The following is an 18,252-nucleotide window of genomic DNA, read 5'->3' on the forward strand; positions in this document are numbered from 1 at the left end:
CCTGGTCGGGTGATCAGCTTTCCGGTCGGGTAAGCGGCCTCCTGGTCGGGCCGCCGAGCCCTTGGTCGAGGCAACGAGCTTCTGTTCAGGCAATCGATCATGCGTCGCGCCAGGTACTCGATCACGCGTCGCGGCAGGTGAATCGATCACACTGCGCCCGCGCGCCGTTGACACCGGGTGCCAGGGTCTCTAGCGTCACGTGCGGGCAAGGTACTAAGCGGTCGCTCACCTGAGGGGCGGCCGTGGAGCCGCAAGCTCACCATGGACTGTTCCCGGGTTCAGGGGACCGTCCACAGGCTTTCCGAGGGCGAGGAGAAGCAGCAATGTCCACCACTGAGCAGCGTGTCGCCGTGGTCACCGGTGCCGCGCGCGGCATCGGCGCCGCGACCGCCGTACGACTGGCCGCGGAGGGCCGCGCCGTCGCGGTGATCGACCTCGACGAGGCCGCGTGCAAGGACACCGTGGAGAAGATCACCGCCGCCGGCGGCAGGGCGCTCGCGGTCGGCTGCGACGTGTCCGACGAGGCCCAGGTCGAGGCCGCCATCGCCCGGATCGCCGAGGAACTCGGCGCGCCGACGATCCTGGTGAACAACGCGGGCGTGCTCCGCGACAACCTGCTGTTCAAGATGAGCGCCGGTGACTGGGACACGGTCATGAACGTGCACCTGCGCGGTGCCTTCCTGATGACCAGGGCCGTCCAGAAGCACATGGTCGACGCCAAGTTCGGCCGGGTGGTGAACCTGTCCTCGTCCTCCGCGCTCGGCAACCGCGGCCAGGTCAACTACTCCGCCGCGAAGGCCGGTCTGCAGGGCTTCACCAAGACCCTCGCCATCGAGCTCGGCAAGTTCGGCATCACCGCCAACGCCGTCGCGCCCGGGTTCATCGTCACCGACATGACCGCCGCCACCGCGGCCCGCGTCGGCATGGGCTTCGAGGAGTTCCAGGCCGCGGCCGCGACCCAGATCCCGGTGCAGCGCGTCGGCCGCCCGGACGACATCGCGAACGCGATCGCCTTCTTCACCGGTGACGACGCGGGCTTCGTCTCCGGTCAGGTGATGTACGTCGCCGGCGGACCGCTCAACTGAGGCCGGGGGGACGAGAAGCACATGACTGCTGTGGAACTGCCGGAGCCGTCGGGCAAGGTGGCGCTGATCACGGGCGCCAGCCGCGGTATCGGCTACGGCGTGGCCGAGGCGTTCGTCGCCCGCGGTGACCGTGTGGTCATCACCGGCCGCAACGAGGACGCCCTCAAGGAGGCCGTCGAGAAGCTCGGCGCCGACCGGGCCGTCGGTGTGGCGGGCAAGGCGCACGACGAAGCCCACCGGGTCACCGTCGTGGAACGCGCGATGGAGACCTTCGGGCGTGTCGACTTCCTGGTCAACAACGCCGGTACCAACCCGGTCTTCGGCCCCATCGCCGACCTCGACCTGGACGTGGCCCGCAAGGTCTTCGAGACCAATGTCGTCTCGGCGCTCGGGTTCGCCCAGCTCACCTGGAAGGCCTGGCAGAAGGACAACGGCGGTGCGATCGTGAACATCGCCTCCGTCGCCGGTGTCTCCGCCTCGCCGTTCATCGGCGCGTACGGCATCAGCAAGGCCGCGATGATCAATCTGACCCTCCAGCTGGCGCACGAGTTCGCCCCGGTGGTCCGGGTCAACTCGATCGCGCCCGCCGTGGTCAAGACCAAGTTCGCGCAGGCCCTGTACGAGGGCCGGGAGGCGGAGGCCGCCGCCTCGTACCCGATGGGACGGCTCGGCGTGCCCTCCGACATCGGCGGCGCCGCCGCGTTCCTGACGTCGGAGCAGTCGGACTGGATCACCGGGCAGACGCTCGTCGTGGACGGCGGCATCTTCCTCAACGCCGGCGTCGGCTGACGAAGCCGGCCGACGGTACCGGGCTCCGGGCGGAGCCCGGGCGCCGCGTCCCGGAGCCGGCCGCCGGAACCGGCCGCCCAAGCCGCCCACCGGAACCGGTGATGCCGTCGGCCGAGGTCGCCGCCCGAGGTCGCCGCCCGAAGTCCCCGGCCCATGTCGGCCGGCAGGCGCCCGCGCGGACCTGGCCGGGACCGCGCGGGCGCCCGTCGCGCCGGGCGCGCGGAGCCAGGCATAGGCTTGTCGACAAAAGGACATACGCGCTGATCAGGCGGCCTTTACGAGGGGACGGTCAACCGGTCGGGCGCTGCGGTATGGTCTGCCAACTCTTGTGGCATGGCCGATCGAGGAGCGTGCGCGTGTTCAACCGGGACAGATGCCTGCGTCAGCTGGCGGCGATCACGTCCATATCCCTCGTCGCCGGATGCGGTGTCCTCTCCTCGGACTCCTCCGACGACGGAGAGCCGATCGTCGTGGGAACGACCAGTTCTCCGAGCACCCTGGATCCGGCGGCCTCCTGGGACAACTCCTGGGAGCTGTTCCGCAACGTCTACCAGACCCTCCTGAACTACCCCACCGGGGCGTCCGAGCCCGAGCCCGACGCCGCCGAGTCCTGCTCGTTCACGGACACCTCCCACACCGTGTACAGCTGCACGCTGCGCGAGGGCCTGGAGTTCTCCAACGGTCACGCCCTGGACGCGCAGGCGGTCAAGCACTCCTTCGACCGGATCAGGAACATCAACGTGACCGGCGGCCCCGCAGGCCTGCTGGGCAACCTCGCGCGCGTGCAGACGAAGGACGACCGCAAGATCGTCTTCCACCTGAACGAACCCGACGCCACCTTCCCCTTCGTCCTCGCCACGCCCGCCATGTCCCTCGTGGACCCCGCCGACTACCCCGCGGACAAGATCCGTGCGGACGGCGGCATCACCGGCTCCGGGCCGTACGCCCTGAGCTCGTACGACGAGGGCGAGCAGGCCGAGCTCGTCCGCAACGACAGCTACAAGGGCTTCGCGGACCGCCGGAACGAAGCGGTGACCATCCGCTACTTCCAGGACTCCGGCGACATGGTCGACGCCCTCAGGAAGAAGAAGATCGACGTCACGTACCGCGGTCTGGCCGCCCCGGACGTCGTCGACCTGCAGAGCAACCACGAGGAGGAGGGCCTTCAGCTCCTCGAGCACGCCGGCACCGAGATCAGCTACCTGGTGTTCAACCCCCAGGACGAGTGGGCGGGAGAGCCCGCCGTCCGCCAGGCGGTCGCCCAGCTCGTCGACAGGCCTGCCCTCGCCCACAAGGTCTACCAGGACACCGTCGAACCGCTGTACTCCATGATCCCCAAGGGGCTGGTGGGCCACACCACGGGGTACTTCGACGACTTCGGCGAGCCCAGCTCCGCCAAGGCACGGGAGCTCCTGCTGGACGCGGGCATCACCGAGCCCGTGCCGCTGACCTTCTGGTACACCACCGACCGCTACGGCTCGCAGACCAAGCCGGCGTTCGAGGAGCTGAAGCGGCAGCTCGAGGCCTCCGGCCTGTTCCGCATCACGCTCGAGAGCCGCCCCTGGAAGACGTACGTCGAGGGGTACCAGAAGGGCGAGTACCCGGTGTTCGGGCGGGGCTGGTTCCCCGACTTCCCCGACGCCGACAACTTCGTCGCCCCCTTCGTGGGCGAGCAGAACGCCCTCGGTACGCCGTACCCGGTGCCCGAGATCACCACCGAGCTGCTGCCCCAGTCGCGCCGGGAGACCGACCGCGGGAAGGTGGCCGAGCAGTTCGAGCAGGCCCAGCAGATCATCGTCGACGACGCGCGGCTGCTGCCGCTGTGGCAGGGCAAGCAGTACGTGGCCGCCAGCGAGGAGATCGGCGGCGGGGACCAGGCCCTGGACCCGGCGACGATCATGGTCGTGTGGGAGCTCTACCGGAAGACGAGCTGGTAGTTCTCCCGGGTTTCCCCCGGTTCCTGCCCGGGCGGCCCCGGTTGTCAGTGGCCGCCTGTAGGTTCTGTGTTCTGACGGCGGCCGTGCCGCACGCGGCCGTCCACGGCCGTGTCTTCCGCGGCCGGCCGTGAAATGAGCACGTATCGGAGGAAGTTGACGTGACCGACATCGCCATGCTGCCCGAGTCCTGGCGCGGCGTCCTGGGCGAGGAGCTGCAGCAGCCCTACTTCAAGGAACTCATAGAGTTCGTGGAGGAGGAGCGCACCAAGGGTCCCGTCTACCCTCCCCGTGAGGAGGTCTTCGCCGCGCTCGACGCCACGCCGTACGAGCGCGTGAAGGTGCTGGTCCTCGGGCAGGACCCGTATCACGGCGAGGGCCAGGGGCACGGTCTGTGCTTCTCGGTGCGGCCCGGGGTGAAGGTCCCGCCCTCCCTGCGCAACATCTACAAGGAGATGCACGCGGAGCTGGGTACGCCGATCCCCGACAACGGGTACCTGATGCCGTGGGCCGAGCAGGGCGTACTGCTGCTCAACGCGGTCCTCACGGTGCGTGGCGGCGAGGCCAACTCCCACAAGGGCAAGGGGTGGGAGAAGTTCACGGACGCGGTGATCCGCGCGGTCGCGGACCGGCCCGACCCGGCGGTCTTCGTCCTGTGGGGGAACTACGCGCAGAAGAAGCTCCCGCTGATCGACCAGGAGCGGCATGTGGTGGTGAAGGGCGCGCACCCCTCGCCGCTGTCCGCGAAGAAGTTCTTCGGCTCCCGTCCGTTCACCCAGATCGACGAGGCGGTGGCCGCGCAGGGCCACACGCCCATCGACTGGACGATTCCGAACCTCGGCTGACCGCCGAGGCCGCCCGCGGTGCCGTACCTCCGGTCGGCGCAGCCGTGCTCCGCTCCGACCGGCCGGTGTCGCGCCTTCCGCGGTACGGGCTCCGCTCCGGCCGGTACCGCACCGCACCGCAAGGCTCGGTTCCGGCCGATGCCGCGGCGCGTCCACCAGGGCCGGGCGTCACCGGGTAGGGCGTCACCGGCCCGGGCCCGTCGGCCCACGGAGCGGCCTGCCCGTGATTGTCAGCGCCTGCGGCTAGCGTCGTGGCAACGACGGAGCGCAGAGAGGACGAGCGGTGGCGGAGCAACAGGGGACAGCGGCGCCGGACGCCGTGATGACGCGGATCGGCCAGGTCGTCATGCTGCACCACGGAGGCGACCGCGAGGAGGCCCGCAGCCGCTTCCTGGATCTGTGGGCCGAGATCGGCGAGGACGGCGACCCGCTGCACCGCTGCACCCTGGCCCACTACATGGCGGACGCCCAGGACGACCCCGCCGATGAACTCGCCTGGGATCTGCGGGCGTTGGCGGCGGCCGAGGAGTTGACCGACGGGCGAGTGGCGGAGCACCACCGCTCGCTCGTGATGCGCGCCTTCTACCCGTCGCTGCATCTGAACCTCGCGGCGGACTACACGAGACTCGGCCGCGCCGAGACCGCCCGCAGCCATCTCCGGCTGGCGCGGGGGGCGGTCGACGCGCTGGCGGACGACGCCTACGGAAACGGCGTCCGGGCAGCGATGGACCGTCTGGAGCACCAGCTGAACGGAGGGGGCACGACGGAAGAGGGCACGACCGGAGAGGGATCGTCGGAGCCGCCGGGGCCGGGGGCGCCTCGCCCGCCGAGACAGCACCCGTAGTGCCTGCTGAGGGTGCGCCTACGTCGGTGGGCTCGGGAAGAGGCCCGGAGAAGCCGCCGGGAACGGCCGCCCACGGCCGGAACGGGGACGAGGACGACGACGAACGCTGGAGGGACTACGGCCGCACGGGAGGGACGGCGGTGGGGCGCGGTCGGCCCGGGTCGCCGGCCGTCGGCGCGGCGGCGGGCACCGAGGCGGTCGCCCGGGGTTTCGGGGAAGTGCTCGGCTCGGCAGTCCGGGGGAGGCGGATGAGTTCCAGTGCCTCCCGTGCCGGAGCCTGCACGATCCGCGGCTCGGCAGGACCGTCCGGGCGGGGCGCGGCCGGACGCGGCGGGCCGGCCGGCACGTCGGGTGCGGGCGGGCGCTGCCCGCCGGTGCAGCCGGAGAGGGCCGAGACGGCAGACGCGGCCGAAACGGCCACGGTGACCAGGAGCGTTGCTGTAGTGGTCGTACGATGCACCCGCGCAACTCTGCTGCGTCGGACCCGGTTTGAGGAGAGGACAGGCGGAGGATGCCCCGCACGGGTGACGGCTGCGGCCGTCTGCGTGGGTTTGCCCTCCCCGCCGGTGTGAACTTCCGTTTCCCTCCCGCGTGGTCTCCCGCGTCGGCCTGTGGTCTCTTGTCCCCGGCCCGCGCGGAGGGACGCGCCCGGCCCGCTTCCACTCAGTCCCCGGTTGCCCCGTCGATGCGCTCCCTGATCAGATCCGCGTGACCGTTGTGCCGCGCGTACTCCTCGATCATGTGGGTGTAGATCCAGCGCAGGCTGACGGCCTCGCCGGTGTACCGGTTCCGGCCGGTGCTCATGCCGTCCAGAGTGAAGCGCGCGGCGTTGTCGCGGGCGACGGCGATCTCGGCCTGCCAGGTGGCGTAAGCCTCCTGCCAGGTGTCCGACTCGCTGAGGCGGAACTCACCGCCCCGGTTCTCGCCGGTGCTGTAGATCCGCCCGGCGTCGTCGTCCGCCAGCACTCTGCGGAACCAGCTCCGCTCCACCTCCGCCATGTGCCGCACCAGCCCCATCAGGGAAAGCTCGGAAGGCGCGGCGGAGGCGGTTCTGAGCTGGGCGTCGTCCAGGTCCGCGCACTTCATGGCGAGCGTCCGGCGGTGGAAGTCCAGCCACCCTTCCAGCATGGTCCGTTCATCGGCGGTGACGGAGGGTACGGTGCGTTCGATTGTCATGCGCCGTATCTTGTCCGGGCGGGTGGTGGGCGCTCATCTCATTTTCGGTGCGCGGTTCCCTACGGGCCCGGCTCCCCCCTCCCGCCGGGAAGGTCCCGCGCGGGCCGGTCGCGCAGCATCCCGCCGAGCAACTCCCGCATGCTGTCGCGCAGTTGGCCGAGCGTGGGCACGGTCGCGTGGAACGACCCGGCCACACAGGAGAACATCATCCCGTCGCACCACGCCACCAGTGACAGCATGTGCCGGACGGGATCCGCCGAACCCGCGGCGGTGACCATGGCGGTCGCCGGGTCGCGGAACCGCTTGCCGGCCGTGTCGAACACCTCCCGCAGCTCCGGCCGGCGAGTGGCCTCGAGCGCGAGTTCGTAGCGGGCGACCAGCAATGCGCGGTGCCGGGTCACATAGCGGTGCAGCGCCAGGGCCAGTGCGTCTGCGAGCGCGTCGGGTCCGCCGCCGGGTGCCGGCATCTCCGCGGGCAGAAGGACCTGCGCCTCCCGCTCGGCCAGCCGCCGTACGGCCAGCTCCAGCAGCGCCTGCCGGGTGCGCGCGTGATTCGAGGTCGAGCCCTGGGGGAGGCCGGCCGCCTCGTCGACGGCCCGATGGGTGAGGCCCCGCATCCCGCGCTCGGCGAGCAGCCGGAGGGCGGCGTCGGCGAGGAGATCGGTGCGCGAGGTGCCGGTGGAAAGTGCGGACATGGGGCCAACCTACCCGTCGAACTACATCTGTAGTACGGTCGAGGTGTGCGGTTACTACAGCTGTAGTGAGCGCTGGGAGTGACCTGTTTGACGGAGCGACGCGCGACGGCGCGGGAACGCGACGACGACAAGGAGAAGTCATGGCGGACGAGCACACGACGGCGGGCCGGACCGCGCACGCCGTCGTCATCGGAGGCGGGATCGGGGGTCTGACCGCGGCGGCGGCTCTCCACCGCGACGGCTGGCGCGTCACCGTCCTGGAGCGGGCAGGCTCCCTGGACCCCGTGGGCGCCGCGATCTCCCTCGCCCCCAACGCGCTGCGCGCTCTCGACGTGATCGGGCTCGGCGACGAGATCCGCGGTCTCGCCGCCTGGCAGGACGGCGCGGGTCCCGCCCGTACGGGCGTGGCCGGGGACGAGGGAGGGGTGCGCGTACCGAGCGGTCGCTGGCTCGCCCGGTCCAGTACCGCCGCCGCGGCCGAGCGCTTCGGCGGGCCGCTCGTCCTCCTGCACCGGGCCACGCTGATCGAGCGCCTGGCGGCCCGGCTGCCCGACGGCACCGTACGCCTGGCCACCGCCGCGACGCTCGTCGACCGCGGCGGTCCCGGCCGCCCCGCCCGCGTGGGCACAGCCGACGGTGAACTGGAGGCGGACCTGGTCGTCGCGGCCGACGGGATCCGCTCGGGCGTGCGCGGCGCGCTCTTCCCGGACCACCCCGGTCCCGTCTACTCGGGCTTCACCACCTGGCGGGTCGTCCTTCCCGTGCCGGGGCTGACCTCCTCGACCCTCGCCTCGCACGAGACCTGGGGCCAGGGCCGTATCTGGGGCACGCATCCGCTCAAGGACGGCAGGACGTACGCGTACGCCGCCGCCGTCACGCCCGAGGGGCAGCAGGCGCCGGACGACGAGCGGGCGGAACTCGTGCGCCGGTTCGGCGACTGGCACGACCCGATCCCGGCCGTCCTCGCCGCGGCCCGCCCCGAGGACGTGCTGCGCCACGACGTGCACCACATCGCCGAGCCGTTGCCCGCCCACCACCGCGGCAGGGTCGCGCTGCTCGGGGACGCCGCCCACGCCATGCCGCCGACCCTCGGTCAGGGCGGCAACCAGGCCATCGAGGACGCGATCGTGCTCGCCCTGTCCGTTCCGCGGCTCCGCCCCGGCGCGGGTGCTCCCGTCGCCGAGTCGCTCGCCGCGTACACGGCGGCACGGCAGCCCCGTACGACGGCGATCACCCGCAGGGCGGTCCGCGTCGCCCGGCTGAACATGATGTCCCACCCGGTCGGCACGGCCGTCCGCAACGCGGCGATCGCCGTGCTCTCCCAGGCCGGACCTGCGCTCTTCCTGCGCGGCTTCGACGGGATCGCCGACTGGCGCCCGCCGCGCCGGACGTACGCCTCCGAGGAGGCAGGTGTCGTCGTGCCCTGAAACGTCGGCACATGTGCCGACGCGCCATGGGGCCTGCGCATGTGTGTGATCGCGTCATGGGGCGGTGACACATGGGTGATCCGGCGCATGTCTCCGCAGGCGACGTAGGGTGTCGGCACCACATATGGCGTCGGCACCCCGCAAGGCGTCGGCACACCGTAGGACAGGGGACGTTTGTGAAGGTCGGCTGCATAGGGCTCGGCGACATCGCGTGCAAGGCGTATTTGCCGGTGCTCGGCACACAGCCGGGGGTCGAGCTGCATCTTCAGACGCGTACGCCCGCCACCCTCACGCGGGTGGCCGACAGCCTGCATCTGCCGCAGGCGCAGCGGCACTCCGATCTCGACGCCCTGCTGGCCCAGGACCTCGACGCGGCCTTCGTGCACGCACCGACCACGGCACACCCGGAGATCGTCACCCGGCTCCTCGAGGCGGGCGTCCCGACATACGTCGACAAGCCCCTCGCGTACGAGCTCGCCGACTCCGAACGTCTGGTACGGCTCGCCGAGGAGCGGAACGTCTCGCTCGCCGTGGGCTTCAACCGGCGTCACGCGCCCGCGTACGCGCAGTGCGCGGAGCATCCGCGCGAGCTGATCCTGATGCAGAAGAACCGGATCGGCCTGCCCGAGGCGCCGCGCACGATGGTCCTGGACGACTTCATCCACGTCGTCGACACCCTGCGCTTCCTGGTGCCGGGCCCGGTCGACGACGTGACCGTGCGCGCCCGCGTCGCGGACGGCCTGCTGCACCACGTCGTGCTCCAGCTGTCCGGGGACGGCTTCACCGCGCTCGGTGTGATGAACCGGCTCAGCGGCTCCGCCGAGGAGATCCTGGAGGTGTCCGGGCAGGACACCAAGCGCCAGGTCGTCAATCTCGCCGAGGTCGTCGACCACAAGGGCCAGCCGACGACCCGGCGGCGCGGCGACTGGGTGCCGGTGTCCCGGCAGCGCGGTATCGAACAGGCCGTGCTCGCCTTCCTCGACGCCGTGCGGGCGGGCAGGACGCTCAGCGCCCGGGACGCGCTGGCGACTCACGATCTGTGCGAGCGGGTGGTGCGGGCGGTTCAGGACCCGCCCGCCTGAGCCGCACGGCTCGTACGGTCCGTACGGCTCCGGCGGCGCCCGTGACGGCCAGCGCCAGCAGCGCGGCGTACACCGGCCAGTCGCCGAGGCGGACGTACGGCGTGACACCGCTCGCCGGCGGCACCTCGTACACCGCGCGCGTACTCGCGTCCGTGCCCAGCCGGGGGCCGATGCGCTCACCGTCGGGACCGTAGACGGCGGAGACGCCGGTCAGCGTCGCGTGGACCATCGGGCGGCCGGTCTCGGCGGCCCGCAGCGCGGCCAGCGAGGCGTGCTGCTCCGGGGCCCAGCTCCGCTGGAACGTGGAGGTCGCCGACTGGGCGATCAGCACCTCGGCGCCGTTGGCGGCGAGTTGGCGGCTCATGTCGGGGAAGGCGGACTCGAAGCACACCATCGGTCCGATCCTCAGGCTGCCGCTTCCCCGCGGTCCGTCCGCGACGTCCATCACGACCTGCCGGGTACCGCGCCTGCGGTCCTCCCCGGCCGCCTCGCCGACCGAGGTGGCCCAGCCGAGGACGGACCGCGCCGGGACGTACTCGCCGAAGGGGACCAGCCGCATCTTGTCGTAGCGGTCGCCGGTCGGGCCGTCCGGGCCCACGAGCACGGAGCTCTTGTATATGCCGGGGCGGTCGGCGCGGCGGGCGTCGACGTTCACCAGGACGTCCGCCCCGGTCGCGCGGGACAGGGCGGCGATCCGGTCCGCGAGATCGGGGCGGTCGGCGAGGTCGAACCCGACGCTGCTCTCACCCCACACGATCAGGTCGACGTCCCGCCCGGCGAGCCCGCGGGTGAGGGCCTCCTCACGGGCCAACCGCTTGCCGGGGCTGCCGATGCCGGCGGCGGCGCCGGGCTGGACGACGGCGACCCGCACGAGGCCGTCCACCGCGGGGCGCGGCGCCCCCACCCAGGCAGCGGAGGCGGCGGCGGCCGTCGCGACGAGCCCGGCGACGGCGGGCACACGGGCCGGGCGCACCGCCACCAGCACGGCGACCGCGACATTCACCGCCACCACCAGGAAGCTCAGCAGCCACACCCCGCCGACCGAGGCGAGCCGCAGCGCCGGCTCCACCTGCCACTGGCTGGACCCGAGCAGCCCCCAGGGGCCGCCCAGCCGCTCCCAGGACCGGACCAGCTCCACCGTCAGCCAGCCCGACGGCACGACGACGAGCGCCGCCGTGACGCGCCCGGCCGACGGCGCCCCGCCCAGAAACCGTCGGACCAGCGCACCCCAGGGAGCCCACAGCGCGCCGAGCAGCGCGGCGAGCACGAACGTGAACACATGCAGGTTCGGCAGCAGCCAGTGGTGCACGGCCAGCATGAACCCGGAGCCGCCCAGCCAGCCGTCGTACGCGGCGCGGCGGGCCGTCGGGGCGGAACGGATCAGCAGGATCCACGGGACCAGCGCGACGTACGCGAACCACCACAGCGACGGGGCCGGGAACGCGAACATGGGCAGTGCGCCGGCCGGCACGGCCAGGACGCCGCGCCGCCACCGGGAGGCGAGCCACCGGTCGGCCGTCCTCATGCAGGGCCTCCCTCCCCGGTCGTGCGTAGCTCCCAGTGTGCGCTCCGTGGACGATCACCGACAGTGGGAGGGCGCCGGAGCCCAGGGGGCGCGTGGATATTCGCTGGCCACCGGGGCAGCGGCGCGCCGATCCTGTACCCGTGAACGATCAGTCGGTTGTACAAGAGCCCATGTTCCGTGTGCGGGCCCGTCACACGGAGTCCACGGTCACCGTCTACCAGGCGTACCCTCCGGGGATCGGCCGGGCCGCGGCCCGCACCGGCCGGTTCCCGTCGCGGTGGAAGCGGGACCGCATGACGTGGATCAAGCCGTCGTTCCTGTGGATGATGTACCGCTGCGGCTGGGGCACGAAGGAGAACCAGGAGACCGTCCTGGCCGTCGAGATCACACGTGAGGGTTTCGTCTGGGCGCTGCGGAACTCCTGTCTGTCGCACTACGTTCCCGCGCTGCACGCGGACGAGCAGACGTGGAAGCAGGAGCTGCGGAGGGCGCCCGCGCGGGTGCAGTGGGACCCCGAGCGGGACCTCCGGCTCAGCCCGCTGCCGTACCGCTCCCTCCAGCTCGGCCTGTCCGGGGAGGCGGCGGCCCGGTACGCGGACGAGTGGATCGTGGGCATCGAGGACGTGACCCCGCTGGCACGGGAGATCCACGGCCTGGTGGGGAAGGGCGAACTCGACCGCGCGGCACGGCTGCTGCCGGCCGAGGAGCCGTACCCGCTGGACGACGACGTGCTCGCCCATCTGCGGCGATAGGCGGAACGCCAGAACGGCGGCAGATGGAGCGGGGACCGGCGGCAGGTGGAGCAGCGGCCCGGCGGGCCGGCGACAGGCACAGGCGAACCGACGGGTCGGCGAACCGACGGGTCGGCGGGCCGACCGGGTCCTGTCTCAGGCCGCCTCGACGACCTCTCCGCGCATCGCCGTGGCCCACTCCACGACCAGCAGTTCGTACTCGGCCCGCTCCTGGTCCGAGAGGGAACCACCCGCGCGCTTCCACAGCGCTCGTATCTGCTCGTTCACCGCGGCGGCGGACCGCGGGGAACCAGGAGTGGCGGATTCGGGGGACATGCCATCAGCCTATGCCCGCCGACTGACACAGCGCTACCGGATGGCTACGGGCACCGTATGCGGTTGGTCACGGTTCAAGGACCTCCGGTGCGCGGTCAAGTGCCCGGGATCCGCCCCGGGTTCGTGCCGCGCACCGCTGTTCCGTCAGTGCGCCGACTCACCCGCGTGCGGGCTCAGCACGCCCATGCCGACCAGCACGATGATGACGATGCCGAGCGCGATGCGGTACCAGACGAACGGCATGAAGCTCTTGGTCGAGATGAACTTCATGAACCACGCGATGACCGCGTAGCCCACGCCGAAGGCCACGATCGTGGCGAAGATCGTCGGTCCCCAGGTCACATGGCCGCCCTCCGCCGCGTCCTTGAGTTCGAACGCACCGGACGCGAGCACCGCCGGAATGGCGAGGAGGAAGGAGTAACGGGCCGCGGCCTCACGGGAGTAGCCCATGAAGAGGCCGCCGCTGATGGTGGCGCCGGAGCGGGAGACGCCCGGGATCAGGGCCATGGCCTGGCAGACGCCGTAGATCAGGCCGTCCCTGGCGTTCAGCGCGTCGAGTGTCTTGCGCTGCTTCACCGCCCGGTGTCTGCCGCCCGTTTCGTCACGGGCCGCCAGCCGGTCCGCGACACCCATGACGATGCCCATGACGATCAGCATGGTCGCGGTGATGCGCAGATCGCGGAACGGCCCCTCGATCTGGTCCTTGAGCGTCACGCCCAGCACGCCGATCGGGATCGAGCCCACGATGACGAGCCAGCCCATCTGCGCGTCGTGGTCCCGCCGCGCCTCCTTGTTCGTCAGCGACCGGAACCACGCGGAGATGATCCGCGCGATGTCCTTGCGGAAGTAGATCAGCACCGCGGTCTCCGTGCCGATCTGTGTGATCGCGGTGAAGGCCGCACCGGGGTCCTCCCAGCCGGAGAACGCCGCGGTCAGGCGCAGATGGGCGCTGGAGGAGACGGGGAGGAACTCCGTCAGCCCCTGGACGAGTCCAAGGATGAGGGATTCAAACCAAGACATGGAGTACGTGGTCCAAGCGCTGCTCGGGGGAGGGCCGACGGGCACGCCGTGGCCGCTGTGCGCGCTGATCACGGGTGCTGGGGGGCAGCGTAGCGCCCCAAGATGACGGGCTCGCCACAGGGGCTTCGCGGGAACCCCACAGATTCCCGTGCGGTGTCCGGAAGGCGCCGTTCCGGGCTTGGGCGCGGGGTGTGGCCCCGGCGGAGCGGGCGGGTCCGGGGTGTTGACCGGTCATTGTGGCGCGGCATACGTTGCAGCGGGGAGAAAGCGCTTGCTATGGGTGGTCCGCCATGGGTGGTCCGCCATGGGTGATCCGCCATGCCGCCCAGGGCTGGCGCCCTCACCACCTGTGCCGTCACGACCGATGGAGTGCTGATCACGTCCATGCCCACACCCAGCGACACATCCGGTCCCGACAACTCACCGGGCCCCGTTCCGGACGGCCGCCGCATCCGGGTCGCGATCGTCGGCACCGGCGGCATCGCCCGCGGCTGCCATCTGCCCGCGCTGACCGCGCTCGCCGAGGAGGGCGAGACGGAGGTCGTCGCCGCGGTCGACATCGACGCCGACGCGGTACGGGCCTTCTGTGCCGACGCGGGCATCCCGCACCCGTACACCGACCTGGACCGGATGTTCGCGGAGCAGCGCCCCGACCTGGTCACCGTCTGCACCCCGCCGACCCTGCACCGCGAGCAGACCGTGGCCGCGCTGCGGGCCGGGGCCTGGGTGTGGTGCGAGAAGCCGCCGGTCCCCACGCTCGCGGACTTCGACGCCGTGGAGGCGGAGGAGGGCCCCGACGGCGGCCCGTACGCCTCGATCGTCTTCCAGCACCGCTTCGGCTCGGGGTCGCGGCACGTACGGCGGCTGCTCGCCGAGCGGACCATGGGGCGCCCGCTCGTGGCGCACTGCCAGACCACCTGGTACCGCGACGCCGCCTACTACGCCGTGCCCTGGCGCGGCCGCTGGCAGACCGAGGGCGGCGGCCCCGCCATGGGCCACGGCATCCACCAGATGGATCTGCTGCTCGACCTGCTGGGCCCGTGGAGCGAGGTGCGCGCCATGGCGGGGCGGCTGGTGCACGACCTGGAGACCGAGGACGTCTCGACCGCCCTCGTGCGCTTCGAGAACGGTGCGATGGCCACGATCGTCAACAGCGTCCTCAGCCCCGACGAGGTCAGCCGCATACGTATCGACTGTGAGCGCGCCACCGTCGAGCTCACCCACCTGTACGGTCACAGCAACGACAACTGGCGCATCACCCCGGCTCCGGACGTGCCGGACGCGGACGTGGCGGCCTGGCGGGACTTCGGCGCGGACGTGCCGAGCTCGCATCTGGCGCAGCTGCGGGACCTGGTGGCGAGCATGCGCGCCGGGACGCGGCCGCGCGCGAGCGGTGCCGACGGGCGGACGAGCCTGGAGCTGATCACCGCGCTCTACAAGTCCGCGTTCACGGACACGACCGTACGGGCCGGGGAGATCGGGCCCGGCGACCCGTACTACACCGCGCTGCACGGAGGGGCGCCCGGCTGGGCGCCCGCGACCGACGCCGCCACGGTCGGGACCTCCGCGACCGCCGAGAGCCAGGAGGTCTCCGTATGACCGCCTGCGACGGCCTGCGCATCGTCCACGCCCACGGCGACCGCATCACGGTCACCGAACCCACCACCGGTGTCGAGCTGTTCAGCTACGTGTACCGGCCCGAGGCGGCCTGGGAGGCGCCCAAGCCGTATCTGCACCCGGTCCGCACCCTCAAGGGCGACGTCGTCACCGACTACCGGCCCAACGACCACCGCTGGCACAAGGGTCTGCAGCTGACGGCCTCCCATCTGTCCGGGCAGAACCTATGGGGCGGGAACACATATGTGCACGGTGAGGGGTATCTCGCCCTCCCGGAGCGGGTGGGGTCGATGGCACATGCGGCCTTCGACGAGGTGTCCTCCGACGGCGACCGTGCCGTGATCGCCGAGCGGCTCACCTGGCACCCGTACACCGGCGAACTGTGGGCCGACGAGGAGCGCCGCATCGAGGTGCACGACGCCGATCCGGCGGCCGGGTCCTGGGCGCTGACCTGGACGAGTGCCATCACCAACCGGCGCGACGAACCGCTGCGCTTCGGCAGCCCGACCACCGCCGGACGCGAGACGGCGGGCTACACGGGTCTGTTCTGGCGCGGCCCGCGGGCTTTCCGGGACGGCCGGATCCTCGGACCCGAGGGCGAGGGTCCCGGGCTGATGGGCGGCCAGGCGCCCTGGCTCGCCTACTCGGCGGAGCACGACGGCACCGACGGACACGCCACGCTCGTCTTCGCGCACGCCCCCGAGAACGACCACGCCGGAACCGGGGGTACCCACCCCGCCCACTGGTTCGTGCGCAACGAGCCCTTCGCCGCCGTCGCCCCGTCCTGGGCCTTCTTCGACGAGCTGGAGCTCGCGCCCGGCGACACCCTCACCCGCCGCTACCGGGTCGTCGTGGCCGACGGGGCCTGGGAGCGGGAGGAGATCGCCAAGTACCTGCAGGACCACCCGTGGTGAGTGCGGAGGGAGCCGGCCGCGTCGCGTCCGGCTTCCCCGGACTGCCCGGCGCGGTCGCCGTCTCCCATCTGTCCGTGTACGACTGGCCGGCGGCCGACGGCGTGTGCGGCGGAAGCCCTCACCTGCACCTGACCTGTTCGGAGGCGTACGTCGTCACGGGCGGGCGCGGCGCGGTGCAGACGCTGACCGTGTCCGGGTACGAGGTCACGCCCCTCGTGCCCGGCACGGTCGCCTGGTTCACGCCCGGCACCGTCCACCGGCTGGTCGACGAGGACGACCTGCGCATCACCGTCCTCATGCAGAACGACGGGCTCCCCGAGGCGGGCGACGCCGTGCTCACCCTGCCGCCGGAGTACCTCACCGATCCGGAGACGTACGCCGCCGCGACCGCGGTCCCGGCGGACGTTCCCGAGGAGGAACGGGAGCGGATCGTCCGCACCCGGCGCGATCTCGCCCTGGAGGGCTACCGGGCGCTGCGGGACGCCGGCGGTCCGGAGCCGCTGGCGGCCTTCCACCGGGCCGCCGCCGCGCTGGTACGGCCCCGGCTCGCGCACTGGCGGAAGCGCTGGGAGCACGGCGCCCGCGCGGCCGCGGCGGCCACCGGTGACCAGCTGGACCGCCTGGAGCGCGGTGACGTGTCCCACCTGGCCGACGCGGTCGTACGGTCGGAACAGCCCGTGGAGTACGGGAAGTTCGGGATGTGCGGGCGGCTGGACGTCTACCGGGGGACGTGACGAGCCGCTGGTGACGCGGTCACCGGACCCGCAGGTGGTGGCGCTTGCGCCAGGCCACCACCGCGCCGATGAGGGCGGGGACGGCGATGCACGCCATGGCGATCAGGAACGCGGGCGAGGTCGGCGTCGAGGCGCGGGCGCCGGCCACCACGTACGCCGCGGTGTTCGGGATCGAGCCGAGTCCCGTGGCGAGCAGAAAGGGCAGCCAGCCCATGCGGGAGACGGACGCGCAGTAGTTCGACGCCGCGAACGGCACCCCGGGGAACAGCCGGGCCGCCAGCATTGAGCGGAAGCCGTGCCGGCTGAGCTGCCCGTCGACCGCCTTCAGCCAGCGGCCCCGCAGCAGCGGCCGCAGCGCGTCCTGCCCGAGCACCCGGCCGAGTCCGAAGGCGATCCCGGCCCCGAGGACCGTGCCCGCCAGCGCGGCCCCCAGCCCGAGTGCGGAGCCGAACAGGGCGCCCGCCGCCAGGTTGAGCAGTGGCCGCGGGACGAACGCCACCGTGCACAGCCCGTACGCCGCCGCGTAGACCACCGCCGCGGCGGCGCCGCCCAGATGGGGCGGCCAGCCGTCGGCCAGCAGGCGCTGTGGTTCGAACAGCAGCACGCTCGACGCGGCGCCCGCGAGGAGCAGTACGAGGAGCGAGAGTCTCGCCCATGGTGAGAGCAGCAGTCGGGTGCAGCGTGCGGCGAGACCCGTTGGGGAGACGGGTGTGACCGGTGCGACGGATGCGACGGGCGGGGAGGTGGCCGCCGCGGTGCCCCCAGAGCGGGTGGTGGCATCGAGCATCTGGTGACAGTAACCGACCCATGTGTGTGATCGCCGTATGGAGCGTCTCACGGGCGTCACAGGGGTGTCACAGGATGCCGAACAGCGGCTGCGCGGGCCGAGGCGCCGGTACGCCCCTTTCGCCGGCACCGTATGGGCACGCTCCACCCTTCTGTACACACCCGTGACCGTTCCGGGCGGGCTGCCGCACCGTGCGTGGTGCTGCGGGACATGGCGCGCGTCCCTCGCTGACCTGGTAGGACGCGGGTGCACGGGACTTGGCCTGGCTCATCGGCGGTCCGCTTCCGGCAAGGCCGGCCGCCGGACCGGCGTACCCGCCGCCGCGGGTCCCCGGCGAACGCGCAGGTGCCTCCCGCCACCCCCTCCGAGCCCCCACCGTGTGAAGCATCTCTCGCCGGGAGACGTCCGGCGCACCGCTTTCGGACCGTCCGCCCCCGTGGTCCCGCCCGTCGCGAAAATCATTCGACGCGGACGGACGTGTCGACGATGATCGACGTCATGTTCCGGCAGGCCTTCGTCCTCGCAGCATCCGCGGCAGTCGCGGATGCCCCGAAGGCTGCCCTTCTCATCGTCGAGGCCGCCGCAGACGGCGCCCGAAGCTGACCCTCCCCGGATCGTCCGGCGGACCCCGCAGGGGGAGGGTCGGCCAGACCCCGGGGTCCCCGTTCCGGCCGTCTCAGTTCCGCGCCGGGACCGTCATCTGAGTACCAC

Annotated in this window: 18 protein-coding genes; 12 read left to right on the forward strand and 6 right to left on the reverse strand. The window is 72.1% G+C overall.

The features are described from left to right. Window positions 1–323 precede the first annotated feature (323 nt). The 5 genes from fabG to IE242_RS35895 all read left to right on the forward strand — a co-directional run bounded on the left by fabG (window position 324) and on the right by IE242_RS35895 (window position 5,497). Window positions 324–1,085, forward strand: coding sequence for a 3-oxoacyl-ACP reductase FabG (gene fabG, locus IE242_RS35875; RefSeq protein ID WP_189867008.1), 762 nt, complete (start codon window positions 324–326; stop codon window positions 1,083–1,085). A 21-nt stretch (window positions 1,086–1,106) separates the two neighbouring features. Continuing rightward, on the forward strand, window positions 1,107–1,874 hold the full coding sequence (locus IE242_RS35880) for an SDR family oxidoreductase (protein ID WP_189867010.1): 768 nt from the start codon (window positions 1,107–1,109) through the stop codon (window positions 1,872–1,874). 356 nt (window positions 1,875–2,230) lie between these two features. Continuing rightward, window positions 2,231–3,811, forward strand: a complete 1,581-nt coding sequence (locus IE242_RS35885; RefSeq protein WP_189867012.1) for an ABC transporter substrate-binding protein — start codon at window positions 2,231–2,233, stop codon at window positions 3,809–3,811. 158 nt (window positions 3,812–3,969) lie between these two features. Then, window positions 3,970–4,653, forward strand: a complete 684-nt coding sequence (gene ung, locus IE242_RS35890) for a uracil-DNA glycosylase (protein WP_189867014.1) — start codon at window positions 3,970–3,972, stop codon at window positions 4,651–4,653. Window positions 4,654–4,936: 283 nt separating this feature from the next. Further along, on the forward strand, window positions 4,937–5,497 hold the full coding sequence (locus IE242_RS35895) for a hypothetical protein (RefSeq protein ID WP_229859930.1): 561 nt from the start codon (window positions 4,937–4,939) through the stop codon (window positions 5,495–5,497). A 663-nt stretch (window positions 5,498–6,160) separates the two neighbouring features. Here the strand turns inward: IE242_RS35895 and IE242_RS35900 are convergent. Together IE242_RS35900 and IE242_RS35905 are read right to left on the reverse strand one after the other, a co-directional pair. Next, window positions 6,161–6,673 (reverse strand): DinB family protein, encoded by a 513-nt coding sequence (locus IE242_RS35900; RefSeq protein WP_189867016.1) that lies wholly within the window; start codon window positions 6,671–6,673, stop codon window positions 6,161–6,163. A 59-nt stretch (window positions 6,674–6,732) separates the two neighbouring features. Next, window positions 6,733–7,368 carry a TetR/AcrR family transcriptional regulator gene (locus IE242_RS35905; RefSeq protein WP_189867019.1) on the reverse strand — a complete coding sequence of 212 codons (636 nt, stop codon included), beginning with the start codon at window positions 7,366–7,368 and terminating at the stop codon, window positions 6,733–6,735. 140 nt (window positions 7,369–7,508) lie between these two features. On the opposite strand from IE242_RS35905, the gene IE242_RS35910 reads away from it, so the two are divergent. Together IE242_RS35910 and IE242_RS35915 are read left to right on the forward strand one after the other, a co-directional pair. Beyond that, window positions 7,509–8,795, forward strand: coding sequence for an FAD-dependent monooxygenase (locus tag IE242_RS35910; RefSeq protein WP_189867021.1), 1,287 nt, complete (start codon window positions 7,509–7,511; stop codon window positions 8,793–8,795). Window positions 8,796–8,971: 176 nt separating this feature from the next. Further along, window positions 8,972–9,877, forward strand: coding sequence for a Gfo/Idh/MocA family protein (locus IE242_RS35915; protein ID WP_189867023.1), 906 nt, complete (start codon window positions 8,972–8,974; stop codon window positions 9,875–9,877). On the opposite strand, the gene lnt is transcribed toward IE242_RS35915, so the two are convergent. Then, window positions 9,801–11,402 carry an apolipoprotein N-acyltransferase gene (gene lnt / locus IE242_RS35920; RefSeq protein WP_189867025.1) on the reverse strand — a complete coding sequence of 534 codons (1,602 nt, stop codon included), beginning with the start codon at window positions 11,400–11,402 and terminating at the stop codon, window positions 9,801–9,803. The genes IE242_RS35915 and lnt overlap by 77 nt on opposite strands. 170 nt (window positions 11,403–11,572) lie before the next feature. Between lnt and IE242_RS35925 the strand changes: the two genes are divergently transcribed. Further along, the gene (locus IE242_RS35925) at window positions 11,573–12,154 is read left to right on the forward strand and encodes a DUF4291 domain-containing protein (RefSeq protein ID WP_189867027.1); all 582 of its coding nucleotides are present in this window, start codon (window positions 11,573–11,575) and stop codon (window positions 12,152–12,154) included. A 135-nt stretch (window positions 12,155–12,289) separates the two neighbouring features. Here the strand turns inward: IE242_RS35925 and IE242_RS35930 are convergent, their stop codons facing one another. Further along, window positions 12,290–12,469, reverse strand: coding sequence for a hypothetical protein (locus IE242_RS35930; protein ID WP_189867029.1), 180 nt, complete (start codon window positions 12,467–12,469; stop codon window positions 12,290–12,292). A 144-nt stretch (window positions 12,470–12,613) separates the two neighbouring features. Continuing rightward, window positions 12,614–13,489 (reverse strand): undecaprenyl-diphosphate phosphatase, encoded by an 876-nt coding sequence (locus IE242_RS35935; RefSeq protein ID WP_189867031.1) that lies wholly within the window; start codon window positions 13,487–13,489, stop codon window positions 12,614–12,616. A gap of 384 nt (window positions 13,490–13,873) precedes the next feature. Between IE242_RS35935 and IE242_RS35940 the strand changes: the two genes are divergently transcribed. Genes IE242_RS35940 through IE242_RS35950 form a run of 3 tightly spaced genes read left to right on the forward strand, consistent with a single transcriptional unit; the run spans window position 13,874 to window position 16,754 of the window. After that, a complete protein-coding gene (locus tag IE242_RS35940) occupies window positions 13,874–15,088 on the forward strand; it encodes a Gfo/Idh/MocA family protein (RefSeq protein WP_189867033.1) in 1,215 nt (404 codons plus the stop codon). Further along, the gene (locus IE242_RS35945) at window positions 15,085–16,020 is read left to right on the forward strand and encodes a DUF6807 domain-containing protein (RefSeq protein ID WP_189867035.1); all 936 of its coding nucleotides are present in this window, start codon (window positions 15,085–15,087) and stop codon (window positions 16,018–16,020) included. The genes IE242_RS35940 and IE242_RS35945 overlap by 4 nt, the downstream gene beginning before the upstream one ends. After that, entirely contained in the window at window positions 16,017–16,754 is a 738-nt protein-coding gene (locus IE242_RS35950; protein ID WP_189867036.1) for a cupin domain-containing protein, read from the forward strand. The genes IE242_RS35945 and IE242_RS35950 overlap by 4 nt, the downstream gene beginning before the upstream one ends. A gap of 19 nt (window positions 16,755–16,773) precedes the next feature. Here IE242_RS35950 and IE242_RS35955 read toward each other — a convergent pair whose 3' ends face one another. After that, the gene (locus IE242_RS35955; RefSeq protein WP_189867037.1) at window positions 16,774–17,541 is read right to left on the reverse strand and encodes a TVP38/TMEM64 family protein; all 768 of its coding nucleotides are present in this window, start codon (window positions 17,539–17,541) and stop codon (window positions 16,774–16,776) included. Window positions 17,542–18,018: 477 nt separating this feature from the next. Between IE242_RS35955 and IE242_RS38740 the strand changes: the two genes are divergently transcribed. Then, entirely contained in the window at window positions 18,019–18,144 is a 126-nt protein-coding gene (locus IE242_RS38740) for a hypothetical protein (RefSeq protein WP_268249540.1), read from the forward strand. Window positions 18,145–18,252: the final 108 nt, after the last annotated feature.

Origin of the sequence: Streptomyces poonensis, assembly GCF_014650915.1 — a bacterium.
Taxonomy (GTDB): Bacteria; Actinomycetota; Actinomycetes; order Streptomycetales; family Streptomycetaceae; genus Streptomyces; species Streptomyces poonensis.

What these genes read in the sequence shown, in the direction of transcription:
- fabG (WP_189867008.1), top strand. Translation starts at nt 324, where the DNA reads ATGTCCACCACTGAGCAGCGTGTCGCCGTGGTCACCGGTGCCGCGCGC.
- IE242_RS35880 (WP_189867010.1), top strand. Translation starts at nt 1,107, where the DNA reads ATGACTGCTGTGGAACTGCCGGAGCCGTCGGGCAAGGTGGCGCTGATC.
- IE242_RS35900 (WP_189867016.1), bottom strand. Translation starts at nt 6,673, where the DNA reads ATGACAATCGAACGCACCGTACCCTCCGTCACCGCCGATGAACGGACC.
- IE242_RS35905 (WP_189867019.1), bottom strand. Translation starts at nt 7,368, where the DNA reads ATGTCCGCACTTTCCACCGGCACCTCGCGCACCGATCTCCTCGCCGAC.
- IE242_RS35910 (WP_189867021.1), top strand. Translation starts at nt 7,509, where the DNA reads ATGGCGGACGAGCACACGACGGCGGGCCGGACCGCGCACGCCGTCGTC.
- lnt (WP_189867025.1), bottom strand. Translation starts at nt 11,402, where the DNA reads ATGAGGACGGCCGACCGGTGGCTCGCCTCCCGGTGGCGGCGCGGCGTC.
- IE242_RS35925 (WP_189867027.1), top strand. Translation starts at nt 11,573, where the DNA reads ATGTTCCGTGTGCGGGCCCGTCACACGGAGTCCACGGTCACCGTCTAC.
- IE242_RS35930 (WP_189867029.1), bottom strand. Translation starts at nt 12,469, where the DNA reads ATGTCCCCCGAATCCGCCACTCCTGGTTCCCCGCGGTCCGCCGCCGCG.
- IE242_RS35935 (WP_189867031.1), bottom strand. Translation starts at nt 13,489, where the DNA reads ATGTCTTGGTTTGAATCCCTCATCCTTGGACTCGTCCAGGGGCTGACG.
- IE242_RS35940 (WP_189867033.1), top strand. Translation starts at nt 13,874, where the DNA reads ATGCCCACACCCAGCGACACATCCGGTCCCGACAACTCACCGGGCCCC.
- IE242_RS35945 (WP_189867035.1), top strand. Translation starts at nt 15,085, where the DNA reads ATGACCGCCTGCGACGGCCTGCGCATCGTCCACGCCCACGGCGACCGC.
- IE242_RS35955 (WP_189867037.1), bottom strand. Translation starts at nt 17,541, where the DNA reads ATGCTCGATGCCACCACCCGCTCTGGGGGCACCGCGGCGGCCACCTCC.